11 protein-coding genes are annotated in these 13,050 nt (G+C 30.7%); 4 read left to right on the top strand and 7 right to left on the bottom strand.

All coding sequences use genetic code 11. The features are described 5' to 3' along the window. Nucleotides 1–2,283, bottom strand: coding sequence for an NADP-dependent malic enzyme (locus ABDX67_RS02575; RefSeq protein WP_347173335.1), 2,283 nt, complete (start codon nucleotides 2,281–2,283; stop codon nucleotides 1–3). A 212-nt stretch (nucleotides 2,284–2,495) separates the two neighbouring features. On the opposite strand from ABDX67_RS02575, the gene ABDX67_RS02570 reads away from it, so the two are divergent. Genes ABDX67_RS02570 through ABDX67_RS02560 form a run of 3 tightly spaced genes read left to right on the top strand, consistent with a single transcriptional unit; the run spans nucleotide 2,496 to nucleotide 6,315 of the window. After that, nucleotides 2,496–4,961: a DUF5686 and carboxypeptidase regulatory-like domain-containing protein gene (locus ABDX67_RS02570; RefSeq protein WP_347173333.1), complete on the top strand. Its 2,466-nt coding sequence runs from the start codon at nucleotides 2,496–2,498 to the stop codon at nucleotides 4,959–4,961. 9 nt (nucleotides 4,962–4,970) lie between these two features. Then, entirely contained in the window at nucleotides 4,971–6,047 is a 1,077-nt protein-coding gene (locus ABDX67_RS02565) for a DUF418 domain-containing protein (RefSeq protein WP_347173332.1), read from the top strand. A 25-nt stretch (nucleotides 6,048–6,072) separates the two neighbouring features. Then, nucleotides 6,073–6,315 carry a MoaD/ThiS family protein gene (locus tag ABDX67_RS02560; protein ID WP_347173331.1) on the top strand — a complete coding sequence of 81 codons (243 nt, stop codon included), beginning with the start codon at nucleotides 6,073–6,075 and terminating at the stop codon, nucleotides 6,313–6,315. Between the two features lie 101 nt (nucleotides 6,316–6,416). On the opposite strand, the gene ABDX67_RS02555 is transcribed toward ABDX67_RS02560, so the two are convergent. Beyond that, nucleotides 6,417–6,689 (bottom strand): DUF3817 domain-containing protein, encoded by a 273-nt coding sequence (locus tag ABDX67_RS02555; RefSeq protein ID WP_347173330.1) that lies wholly within the window; start codon nucleotides 6,687–6,689, stop codon nucleotides 6,417–6,419. A 63-nt stretch (nucleotides 6,690–6,752) separates the two neighbouring features. On the opposite strand from ABDX67_RS02555, the gene ABDX67_RS02550 reads away from it, so the two are divergent. Then, nucleotides 6,753–7,175, top strand: coding sequence for a molybdenum cofactor biosynthesis protein MoaE (locus tag ABDX67_RS02550; RefSeq protein WP_347173329.1), 423 nt, complete (start codon nucleotides 6,753–6,755; stop codon nucleotides 7,173–7,175). 81 nt (nucleotides 7,176–7,256) lie between these two features. Here ABDX67_RS02550 and ABDX67_RS02545 read toward each other — a convergent pair whose 3' ends face one another. The 5 genes from ABDX67_RS02545 to ABDX67_RS02525 all read right to left on the bottom strand — a co-directional run bounded on the left by ABDX67_RS02545 (nucleotide 7,257) and on the right by ABDX67_RS02525 (nucleotide 13,042). Beyond that, entirely contained in the window at nucleotides 7,257–9,026 is a 1,770-nt protein-coding gene (locus tag ABDX67_RS02545) for a MutS-related protein (RefSeq protein WP_347173328.1), read from the bottom strand. Further along, nucleotides 9,027–10,115: a HesA/MoeB/ThiF family protein gene (locus ABDX67_RS02540; RefSeq protein ID WP_347173327.1), complete on the bottom strand. Its 1,089-nt coding sequence runs from the start codon at nucleotides 10,113–10,115 to the stop codon at nucleotides 9,027–9,029. A 65-nt stretch (nucleotides 10,116–10,180) separates the two neighbouring features. Continuing rightward, nucleotides 10,181–11,314 (bottom strand): NTP transferase domain-containing protein, encoded by a 1,134-nt coding sequence (locus tag ABDX67_RS02535; RefSeq protein ID WP_347173325.1) that lies wholly within the window; start codon nucleotides 11,312–11,314, stop codon nucleotides 10,181–10,183. Beyond that, nucleotides 11,307–11,783, bottom strand: a complete 477-nt coding sequence (moaC, locus tag ABDX67_RS02530; protein ID WP_347173324.1) for a cyclic pyranopterin monophosphate synthase MoaC — start codon at nucleotides 11,781–11,783, stop codon at nucleotides 11,307–11,309. The genes ABDX67_RS02535 and moaC overlap by 8 nt, the downstream gene beginning before the upstream one ends. Then, complete coding sequence (locus ABDX67_RS02525; RefSeq protein ID WP_347173322.1) at nucleotides 11,783–13,042, bottom strand: molybdopterin molybdotransferase MoeA; 1,260 nt, start codon at nucleotides 13,040–13,042, stop codon at nucleotides 11,783–11,785. Before ABDX67_RS02525 ends, moaC begins: the two co-directional genes overlap by 1 nt. Between the last annotated feature and the right edge of the window lie 8 nt (nucleotides 13,043–13,050).

Genomic DNA, 13,050 nt, shown 5'->3' with positions numbered 1-13,050 from the left:
TTAAGAATTTCTTTTTGCTTTCTGTTGCGCATCAACAACAGCAACTGCTGCCATATTAACCATTTCGTCTACACTTGATCCTAATTGTAAAATATGAACAGGTTTTTTTAATCCCATCATAATTGGACCAATAGATTCAACTTCATCAACTTGTTTCATTAATTTATAAGTGATGTTTGCTGCGTCTAAATTAGGAAAAATAAGCACATTTACCTTTTTCCCATTTAATTTAGAGAACGGAAATTCTTTTGCTAACATTGTTCTGTTTAATGCAAAATCTGCTTGTAATTCTCCGTCAATTACAACTTGCGGAAAATGTCTATGAATATACGAAACTGCTTCTCTAATTTTTAGTGCACTTTCAGATTCTGATGATCCAAAGTTAGAAAATGACAACATTGCAATATTTGGTTTTACTCCAAACATTCTAGCTAAAGAATATGTTAATTGCGATATTTTTGCCAAATCTTTTGCATTTGGATTGATGTTAATAGTTGTATCCGCTAAAAACATTGGTCCTTGTTTGGTCAACATTAAATTTGCTGCTGCAACTCTTGTAACTCCAGTATCTTTTTCTATCAATTCTAACATTGGTTTTACAACCGATGGATATGATCTAGAATATCCAGTAATTAACGAATCTGCTTCGCCTGCATTTACCATCATTGCTGCAAAATAATTACGCTCTCGCATAATTTTTTGAGCTTGAGATAGTGTTATTCCTTTTCGTTGACGTGTTTTCCAATAAATTTCTCCAAAACGATTTCTGCGTTCGCTTTCTTCATCTGTTTTTGGGTCTATAATTGGTACATCAGCGTTAAAACCTATCTCTTCTTTTAATTCTAAGATTACTTCTTTTTTTCCTAATAAAATAGGCTTTCCAATTTTTTCATCATAAACTCTTTGTGCAGCTTTTAAAACATCTAAATGATCTGCTTCTGCAAAAACAATACTCTTTGGGTCACTTTTGGCTCTGTTGTGTAACAATCTAATTTCTTTACTTCCTGTTCCTGAACGCTCCATTAATTCTCCTTGGTATTTTTCCCAATCTGTAATTGGCTCTAATGCCACTCCAGAATCTATTGCAGCTTTTGCAATTGCAGGTGGAATTTCATAAATTAAACGTGGATCAAAAGGTTTTGGAATAATATATTCTTTACCAAAAGACAGGCTAATTTCATCGTACACAATATTTACTTGTTCTGGTACCGTTTTTTTGGCTAAATCTGCCAAGGCATGAACGGCTGCCATTTTCATTTCTTCGTTAATTTTTGTTGCTCTAACATCTAAAGCTCCTCTAAAAATAAATGGAAACCCAAGTACATTATTTACTTGATTAGGATGATCAGATCTTCCTGTTGCCATGATAATATCTTCTCTAGTTCTAATTGCTAAATCGTATTCTATTTCTGGAACTGGATTTGCCATTGCAAATACAATTGGATTTTTTGCCATCGATAATAACATCTCTGGAGAAACTACATTTCCTTTAGACAATCCAATAAAAACATCTGCATTGTGCATTGCTTCTTCTAAAGTAAAAACGTCTTTTTTATCAGTAGCAAACTCGGCTTTTTGCGACGTTAAATTAGTTCTATCTTTTCTGATAACACCTTTACTATCGCACATTACAATGTGTTCTCTTTTAGCACCTAATGCTAAATACAATCTTGTACAAGAAATTGCCGCAGCTCCTGCTCCGTTTACAACAATTTGAACTTCTTCAATGTTTTTTTCAGTGATTTCAATAGCGTTTTTTAACGCTGCTGCAGAAATAATTGCGGTTCCGTGTTGGTCATCGTGCATTACAGGAATATCCAACTCTTCTTTTAATCTTCTTTCTATTTCAAAAGCTTCTGGAGCTTTAATATCTTCAAGGTTAATTCCTCCAAAAGTCGGAGCAATTGCTTTAACGGTTTCTACAAATTTATCAACATCTGTTGCATCAACTTCAATATCAAAAACATCAATATCAGCAAATATTTTAAATAATAATGCTTTTCCTTCCATTACTGGTTTTGATGCTAATGCGCCAATATCACCAAGTCCTAAAACTGCGGTTCCGTTAGTAATTACTGCAACTAGATTTCCTTTTGCTGTATATTTATATACGTTATTCGGATCTTTTTCTATTTCTAAACACGGTTCTGCAACTCCTGGAGAATATGCCAACGATAAATCGTGTTGAGAAGCATATTTTTTTGTAGGAATTACCTCAATTTTTCCTGGTTTTGGTTTTGCGTGATATAATAAAGCTTCATGCCTTTTCCTAGATTCACTCATGATTTTGTTGTTTCTATGAACCAACAAATATACTCTTTTTTAAACGTGTTTTAATTAAAAAAGAGCTTGGTATGGTAACAAAAAAGGAACTCAAAGCGTCTATTAAAAAAGAAAACTTATTTTTAAGAAAAAATTGTATCTACTTTAACAAAATAAAAAGAGCAATTTAATTTTACAACTGATAAGTTTGCACAGATCAACTTTAAAAAACTATGAAAAAAACTTTCACATTACTTGTCTTATTTATCTCATTTTCAGCTTTTTCTCAAATAAAAGGAAAAATTGTTGACAACAATAATTCTCCGTTATCTTTTGTAAGTATTTATTTAGAAGGAACAATTACTGGAACAACTTCTAATAATGATGGTGAATATGAATTGCCTCTTAAAAAAACAGGAAACCATACGGTTGTATTTCAGTTTTTAGGTTTTAAGACAGTAAAAAAAGCTGTTAAAATTACTTCTTTTCCTTTTCAATTAAACGCAAAATTGATTGAAGAACAAATAACATTAAACGAAGTTGAGATTAATAGCAATGAAAATCCAGCCAATAAAATTATTAGAAATGTAATTGCAAATAAGAAGGAAAATGAAAGTAGAATTCAAAAATTTACTGCCGATTTTTATTCAAGAGGTTTATACAAAATTAAAAATGCTCCAAAGAAAATTTTAGGGCAAGAATTAGGCGATTTAGGTGGCGGATTAGATTCTACAAGAAGCGGAATTATTTATTTATCAGAAACTGTTTCTAAAATTTCGCATCAAAAACCGAATAGTTTTAAAGAACATATTGTTGCGTCTAAAGTTAGTGGAAGAGATAATGGCGTAAGTTTTAACAGAGCCGAAGATGTAAATTTTAACTTGTATAAAAATACTGTTGAATTAGGTAACGAAATTATTTCCCCAATTTCTAATTATGCTTTTGGTTATTACGATTACAAATTAGTTGGAACATTTTACGATAAAAATGGACAGTTAATTAGCAAAATCGCCATTTTACCAAAACGTAAAAACGATCGGGTTTTTAATGGTTTTTTATACATTGTAGAAGGTGATTGGGCATTATACGGAACAGAAATTTCTGTAACTGGAGTACAAGTAAATTTACCAATGGTAGATGTGTTGCGCTTAAAACAAACTTTTAATAAATCAGCAAAAAATAATGCTTGGGTTGTTATTTCTCAAACTATTGATTTTAAAATTGGTTTGTTCGGAATTAACATAAATGGACGATTTTCTTCTGCGTACAGCAACTATAATTTCAATCCAAATTTTGATGAAAATACCTTCGGAAAAGAAATTTTATCCTTTGAAAAAGAAGCTACCAAAAAAGATTCTGTGTATTGGAAATCTTTAAGACCAGTTCCACTAACCAAAGAAGAAGTAACCGATTATGTGGTTAAAGACAGTATAAAAACAATTAGAAGATCAAAAAAATATTTAGATTCTGTTGATACAAAAAACAACAAACTTTCTTGGTCGCTTCCTTTGTCTGGTTATTCTTACAGTAACAGCTACAAAAAATGGGATTTTAACATTGGTTCTCCGATTACCGATCTTAACTTTAATACAGTTCAAGGCTGGAATTCTACAATTAGAATGAGTTATTTTAAAACCTTAAACGAAACCGGAAAATGGGTAAATGTTGGAACAAATTTTAATTATGGCTTTTCTGATAAAAAGGTAAGACCAACAGTATTTTTTGGCTATAAATGGAACAATATTAGTAGACCGATTTTACGTTTTTCTGGAGGAATTACAACAAGACAATTTAATGGAGCAAATCCTATTTCACCTTTTTGGAACACCATAAATTCAATTTATTTTGAAAGAAATTACATGAAAATTTATGAAAAAACATTTGCGAATGTTTCTTTTTCTAGAGAAATCACAAATGGATTTCGATTTAACGGATCTCTTGAATTTGCTGATAGAAAAGCGTTGGTAAACACCACCAATTATAGTGCTAAAAATATTGCAAATAGAGAATATGCATCAAATGATCCGCAAAATACTGCTAATTTTTCTCCGTCTTTTACTCCACATAAAATTTGGACATTAAATCTTGGAACAACCATCAATTTTGGAACAAAATATTTATCGTATCCAGATAGAAAATTTACGGTTTACAATAATAGTTATCCGTCAATTTATGTTGGTTATAGAAAAACTTTTGGTGCTGATAATAATCAACATAATTCTGATTATGTCTTTACGCAACTTCGTCAAAATTTTTCTTTAGGAAATTTAGGGAACACAAAATATCGTATAAAAGGTGGTTTGTTTCTAGAACAAAAAAACATTTCGTTTATAGATTACGCACATTTTAACGGAAATAAATTAGCAATTTCTCCAAGTGGCGGAACAACAAATCATTTTAATCTACTTGATTATTATGCGTATAGCACAAATGATAAATTTGCCGAATTTCATGGTGAACATAATTTTAAAGGATTTTTATTAGGGAAAATTCCTCTGATAAATGCTTTAAATTTTCATGTTGTTGCTGGCACAAAGGGATTATTTACTGGCGATAGAAAACCGTACACAGAAGCATCTATTGGATTGGATAATATTGGTTTCGGAAAATGGCGTTTTTTACGAGTTGATTATGTAATCTCAAAAGGTGGCATCAATCAAAAACAAAAGGGTTTTGTTTTTAGTATTAGTATATTTTAAATTCGTAAAATGAACAAAAGAATTATTGGTATTGATGTTGCTAGAGCTTTTGCTGTGATTGGAATGATTTTAGTTAATTTTAAAATGGTTTTAGGTCAACAAGGTGAAACTTGGGTGAGAAATTTCACCTCTTTATTAGAAGGGAAAGCAGCTGCTACATTTGTTGTTTTAGCAGGAATTGGAATCGCTTTTATGACAAATTCTGCAATACACCAAAACGATCTAGAGAAAATTAAAAATGTAAAAAAAAGAATCTTAAAACGAGCGTTTTTTCTTTTTGTTGTTGGATTATCTTATATATTAATTTGGCCTGCAGACATTTTGCATTTTTACGGAATCTACATGCTTATTGCTTTAGTATTGATTCAGAGCAGTTCTAAAAAAATTTTCTATTCTACTTTAGCAATTATCTTTTTATATCCAATAATTCTACTATTTTTCAACTATGAAACAGGCTGGAATTTTACAACTCTTGATTACACAGATTTTTGGACTTTAAACGGTTTCCTAAGAAACTTATTCTTAAACGGTTTTCATCCTGTAATTCCTTGGGCTGCTTTTATGTTGATTGGTTTATGGTTTGGGAAACAAGATTTAACAAACAATCGTTTTGTGAAAAAAGCGGCTTTGTTTAGTTTGTTTATTTTTATTGTAATGCAACTAATATCTATGCTTGCAATTACTGTGTTATCTGACGGAAGCATAACAGCAACAGAAGAATTACAATCAATACTAGGAACAAACCCAATGCCTCCATTACCAATTTATATGATTTCTGGTAGTAGTATTTCTGTTTGTATTATTTCAATTTGTATTTTAATTTCTCAGAAGTTTGAAAATTCTTTTATTATAAAAGCACTCACAAAAACTGGTCAATTGGCATTAACTTTTTATGTGGCTCACGTAATTATAGGAATGGGATTGATAGAGGTTATTTCTGACACAAAATTAGGTGAACATTCTTTAAATTTTTCCGTTGTTTACGGACTTGTATTTAGTTTAGGTTGTATAGTTTTTGCACTCATTTGGATGAAATATAAAAAAAGCGGCCCGCTAGAATGGATAATGAGAAAAGTTACAGGTTAATCTTATTTTTTTATATTTGTTCATAATGAAAATACAACTCTTACTTTTCGGAATTGCAACAGATTTACTCCAAACTTCTTCGGTAGAATTAGAGGTCTCAGATAATTGTACAATTGCTGATTTTAAAACAGAAATAAAAACTAAATATCCGCAGTTAAAAAACATCAATTCGTATGCAATTGCCGTAAATGAAGCTTATGCTTCTAACGAAACTCTGTTAAATCAAAATGATGTTGTAGCAATTATTCCGCCAGTAAGTGGAGGTTAAAAACCCATTCTAACCTTCCCAAAGGGAAGGAGAACTAATAATTACATCTAAAAATTGACAGATTTCTCAATTGTAAAAAATTCATTTCTAAATGACATGTTTTACTGAAGATATTTTCTATCAACATAAAAAGTTCCGAAAGGTAAAATAGAAGCGACCAATACAATTCCAAAAGTTTTTCCGTTCCATTTTTCTTCTGGTTTTAGCATAAATGCCAAAACAACATATACCATAAATAGAATTCCGTGTGGCATTCCAAGCATTTTTACGTAGCTTTCATCGTCTCCAAAATATTTTATTGGAGTTGCAATAAAAAGCAACAATAAGTAAGAAACACCTTCTAAAAAACTAACAATTCTAAATATTTTTTTCATTTTTTAAACTTCTAAAATTAGCAACGCAAAGATACGTTTTGATTTCCTATTTTTGTAACAGATATGAGCAAAACATCTATAAAAATTACTTCTGATACATTAGACTTACAAGAATGCTACGATTTTGTAACGGATGCTTCCTGTGGCGGAATTTCTGCTTTTGTTGGAACCGTAAGAAACGACACAAAAGGAAAAGAAGTAAAACAGTTAGATTTCTCTACCTACAAACCAATGGCGATTAAAGAAATGCAAAAAATTGCAGATTTGGCTTTAGATAAATTTCCAATTGTAAAAATTGCCATTCATCATGCAGAAGGCATGTTGCAAATTGGTGAAGTTCCAGTTATTATTACTGCTTCTGCTAAACACAGAAATGCTGCTTTTGATGCTTGTCAGTTTGCAATTGATACCTTAAAAGAAACTGTTCCTATTTGGAAAAAAGAACATTTTTCTGACGGAGAAGTTTGGGTAAATGCGCATCCGTAATTTTCAGTATACAGTTAGCGGTTGCAGTAATCAGTTTTTTTACTTTGCAACTTGTCGCTTTTTCAACTTTGTAACTTTCTTTTAAATAATTTCCATTTTTTTCAACAGAAAAGATGCATTCATATTTTTACAAACTCCTTTATTTAGTTTGTAATCAAAATGTAATTCATCTTTGTGTATTTGAGCATCGAAAAAATAATTTTCAACATTTTTAAATTCATCTTCCAATTCGCATAAGCTAACATCGTGCGTTGCTATAATTCCAGTAGATTTAGAATTACTTAACTTCTCAACAAACTTTTTAGAACCAATGGCTTTGTCTTTACTATTGGTTCCTTTTAAAATTTCATCTAAAATGATAAAATAATCTTCAGTTTCAATCGTGTCAACAATAAATTTTAATCGTTTTAATTCTGAATAAAAATACGATTCATCATCTGCTAAAGAATCCGAAGTTCTCATGCTTGTAATTAATTTTATCGGATTGTATTCTATTCTTTTTGCGCAAACTGGCAAGCCAACATTTGACATTACAACCGTTAAAGAAACTGTTCTTAAGAATGTGCTTTTTCCTGCCATATTTGCTCCAGTTACAATAAAAAATTGCTCTTTATCAATCACAAAATCATTGTCTATTCTTTTTTCTGAATTCAATAAAGGATGCCCAAGTTGTACTGCTTTTATAACAGCACTATTTTTATTTATTATAGGCATTACAAAGGTTGGATGATTGTAAGAAAAATTTGCCAATGTGTTTTGAACATCAAAAAAAGCAATCACTTTAAACCAACTTTCTGCTGTATGTTTATAGTTTGAAATCCATTTTTCTACCTTAATTGCATTCTGAATATCCCAAAGAAATAAAGCGTTTCCTACTATTCCAATCAAGATGTTATTTCGTTGATCAAATGAATCTAAAATTCTAGAAAACTTTTGAAAAATAACAGAAGCTTTTTCTTTTTCTGATTGTAATTTTTGTTGATTTTCTATTAATACTTTTGAAGAAAAAGATTGCAATTCTATCTCTGATAATAATTGATAATATTGCTTAAATGTTTCTTTTGCTTTACTTGATTGATTGTAAATATGATTTGTTTTTTTAATCTGTGAAGCAGAAATAAACAATCCAAAAAAGAACCAAAAAACTAAAATTGTAAACGGAACTACGCTTAGGCTAACTAATAAAATTAATACAATCGAAATCGATGAAAATACTTTTACCGAATTCTTAAAATAGTGTGGCAAAACCGATTCGTATTTTTTTATATAATTCAAAATTGATTTAGAGCTAAACTGCACTTTAACCAAACCAGCAATTGCAGAAAAATGTTGTCTCCATTTTACTTTTTCAGCAAGTTCTATAACTGCTTTTTGTTTCTCTTTAATTTGATCAATGTTGTTTTCTGTTAAAAGGTTTGCATACGCTTGTTCCCCTTCTTCTGTTGCGGTTCTGTTAGAATATTGAAAAAATGAACCTTTGCCAAACAAGTCAATATCGTTGCTGTAAAAATGATGAGGATCTACAAATTCATTTCCTGGTTTTAAATCTTTATAATCTCCGTTTAAAACTGCAATTTCTGTACTATTAATTTTTATTTTAGAGATTAAAATTTCTTTTTCTGTTTGTAGTTTTGCATTTTTAACTAGTAAAAAAGCAAAAATTATAGAACCTACAATTGCAACTATAGAAACGATTAAACCTTTTCCAAAAAAGAAATAAACACCAAAACTGGTTGTGAAAAAAACAACAAACCGAAAAGCGCTGATATTAAATAATTGCTTTTTTAAGCTTATTAATTCACCCTCAAGTTTTGACTTTTCTTGGGTGTAAAATTGAATTGGATTTGTCATTTAATAATCATTTATTCCGCCAACTAAACTAAGAATTGTTGTTGTTGGAAATCTATCTTTTAATAATTTTGTTGTATGATAACTTGTTATTCCTTTTTGACAAATCAAAACATATTTTTTTGATACATCTATTTGAAATTCTTCAACATTAAAATTGGATATTGGAAGTGTTTTATCAACTTTAAATGGTGTTTGTAGGTTTTCTAAAACAGAAATAATTTCTACACTTCGACTACGCTCAGTATCCAAAATAATTTCTTTTAAATCTTGAGCAGAAATCAACCAATTTGGATTTTGAATTTCGCAACTGGCATCAAAATACGTTTCATTTTTAAAAATAGTTTCAATATCTGATTTTGAAACGATGTTTTGCAACTTCATTTTTATTTGAGAATTCTGAAGAGAATTATAAATCAACAACTCATCTGTTAATGGTTTTCCAATTCCAGTAACCAATTTTAAAACCTCGTTTACTTGTTGTGCCGCGATTAAACTAACAATAGAATTTAAGGTTCCTGCTTCTTCACAATTCGGAATATCAATTGCCATTTTCGGAAAAGCATCTCTCAAATTCGCAGAATATTTTCCATCTTCTTGTTTTACATTAAAACTCGAAACATAACCGTCAAACTTATACAAAGAACCATAAACCAATGGTTTATTTTTGATGACACAAGCATCGTTTAGCAAATATTTTGTTGGTAATGAATCGGTTCCGTCAACAACAATATCAACATTTTCAATCAACTCAAAAACATTCTGTTTTGTGATTGGTTCTGTTGAAAAACTCACGTTTGTAAAAGGTGCTCTTTTTTCAATGAAATTTGCTGCTATTTCTGCTTTTGATTTCCCAACATCATCCAAAGAAAAATACACTTGTCTGTGTAAATTGGAAACATCAATCGTGTCAAAATCTACCAAATGGAGTTTTCCAATTCCGCTTGTTGCTAAATGTACAGCAATCGGACTTCCCAAGCCGCCACAACCAACTACCAAAACACTTGCATTTTGTAGTTTTTGTTGCCCAATTTCACCAATTTCTGATAGTGTAGTTTGACGTTTAAAAAGTTGATTCTTTGTTGGTTTCATTTTATTTGTCATTGCGAGGAACGAAGCAATCTCTTCATTCAACATTCACTATTTTAATTAACAGATTACTTCGTCATTCTTCCTCGTAATGACATAACAGAAATCTCTTTTTTGGCCAAATCAAACTCTTCTGGTGTATTTACATTTCTAATAAAATCATCATTAACTTCTACAATTTCTACATCAGAATTGATTAACATTTTACGTGGACACGAATATCCTTGTGCTAAATATTGCAATAAAATCGGATACGCTTTTGGTTCATAAATGGTAATTAAAGGCTCAACAAATTCCTTTCCTTTTCCTTTAATTGTTGTGGCAACTTTACTCGAATTTCGTTTTTCTAATAATAATTTTATCAACTTGTTATTTACAAACGGAACGTCGGTTGCCAACACCAACCAAGCCGAATTTGGGTCTTTTTGAAATGCGGAACAAATTCCGCCAAATGGACCTAAATTTAAAAATGTATCATGAATTTCTTCTTTATTTCTTGATGAATTTTGCACAGAAAAAAACGTTTCTAATTTGTGGTTTTCTAGCAATGTTTTTACGTGTTCTTTTTGTGGTTTTCCAAAATAATTCAATTGAGATTTGTCTTTTCCCATTCTGGTACTTTTTCCGCCAACCAACACCAAACCTTTTATAATCGGAATTGTTTCTTGAACAATATTTGCAATATGATTTGTGATTTTTTCTGTTTCAGAAATTTCGTATTGTGGAATCTCTTTCCAATTTGGGAATTTATCTTTTATTGAGTTAAAAACTTCAACTTCTTTAGTTAATTTTATAAAAAATACTACCTCAGAAATTTGCTCAATTCTTTTGTAAATTGATGCTTCTTTTGCTGGGTCTAAAAAGACAATTTGTTTTGAACCCGCATAATGATTTCCGTTGATAAATACATAGTCAAATTGTGCAAACTGCAATCGTTGCTCAAATTTATTGATGTTGCCAGAAGTAGTAATTTGCAAGTTTCCTTCATGATGAAAAACAAATTCTGAAAGCTGATTCTTTTCAACGTCATTTGCATGCGAAGCGTCAAAATATGCTAATTTATAATTTGACAATTCCTTAGAAACTTGATTCACCAAATCTGCAATTATTCCACATGTTGTTCCTAAAACAGCAATTTCATTCGGTGCAAAATTTCCGTTTTCTCTTCGTGTTAAATTTGTATGTTTTGTGTGTTTAATCATTTTTAATATCAGATTTTCCGCCTGTTTTTTCTAGTAGTTTTACTTCTTTAATCACCATTTTTTGTGAAATGCTTTTACACATATCATAAATCGTTAAACAAGCAATATTTGCGCCAGTTAAGGCTTCCATTTCAACTCCGGTTTTACCTTCAATAGTCACTTTACAAAAGATTTCAATATTTTCATCATCCACAATTTCAATATCAATATCGACTCCGTTAATTAATAATGGATGACACATCGGAATTAATTCTGAAGTCTTTTTTACAGCCTGAATTCCGGCTATTATTGCCGTTTGAAAAACTGGTCCTTTTTTGGTAATTAACTCATCATTTGTAAAATGAGAAATCACTGCTTCTCCTAAAAACATGGTTGCTTTTGCAATGGCAGTTCTTTTGGTAATTTTCTTATCAGAAACGTTTACCATTTTAGGATTATTTTTGGTGTTTAAATGACTGAATTCACTCATTATCTATATCTTATTATTGGAAAAACTTCTCCTTTTTTAAAATCAGTTTGATTTGCTGGCAACTGAATAAATGCATCTGCATTTACCAAACTTGCCAAATCTCCAGAACCGTTTCCAGTAATTGGCAATGCAATTAAATGCCCAAATCTATAACTCAACTTTACTTGTAAAAAGTATGCAAGATTTGGTTTAAAAAAAACATCTTCAGATAAAATTGCATTCTCTTCTTGCTGCTCTACTCCAACAGAGGTATAATACCAAGGATAAAAATACGCCAAACAATTGACAAATGTTGAAATCGGATTTCCTGGGAAACCAAAGACAATTGTCTTTTTCTGGTATTTATTCTCAGTCTGTTTTTCTGTATGTAAATTATTCGTATTTAAAGTTGTTGCGCGACCGAACCAAAATGGTTTCCCAGGCCTTTGAGCTACTTTGTGAAATAATTTTTCAACGCCCAATTCTTCAAAAACTTCTGGTAAAAAATCGAATTTTCCTTTACTAACCGCTCCGCTAAAAAGTAACACATCATATTCTTCTAAAAAGGCTTTTATTTTCTCCTTTAAAATTGGTTTATCATCTGTAAGATGCGCCGTTACTGAAGGAATATGCATTTTTTCTAACATAGAAACCAACGTAAAAACATTACTCCTTCTAATTTGATGTGCTAACGGAATTTCGTCAACATCAACCAATTCATCTCCAGTTGAAACGATCATCACTTTTGGTTGCTTTGCAACTTTTACAATTGATTTTCCGACCGTAGCTAAAACGCCTATTTCTGCGGCAGAAATGATGGTGTTTTGTTTGATTAATACATCTCCTGCTTTTCCGTCTTTTCCTTTCTCATGAACATTCTGAGCGTGATTAATGCCTTTTATATTAATTATTGCAATACCATTTTTTATAACAACATCTTCATATCGAATAACCGTATCGCAATTTTTTGGCAATACTGCGCCAGTCATAACTTCAATACAATTTTCTGTGTTTTGTAATGTGATTTGTTCGCTTCCAGCAGCTTGAATTCCTTCAATTGTAAACTGCAAATGTCTGTTCGAGCGGAGTCGAGAACTAAATTCTTTAAAATCAATGGCAATTCCATCCATAGAAACTCTGTTGAATGGTGGAAAATCTCTATCAGCTTTTATATCTTCTTTTAGAATTCTACCAACAGATTTGATAAACGGAATTTCTTCAACGCCAAAGTCTTGGGCTGAATTTAAAACGGTTTGTAAAGCTTGTTCTACTGAAATCATTATAATTA

This window comes from Polaribacter uvawellassae (assembly GCF_039748955.1).
Classification (GTDB): Bacteria; Bacteroidota; Bacteroidia; order Flavobacteriales; family Flavobacteriaceae; genus Polaribacter; species Polaribacter uvawellassae.
The sequence above is the reverse complement of the archived record's forward strand: the minus strand, read 5'-3'. Positions and strand labels throughout refer to the sequence as shown.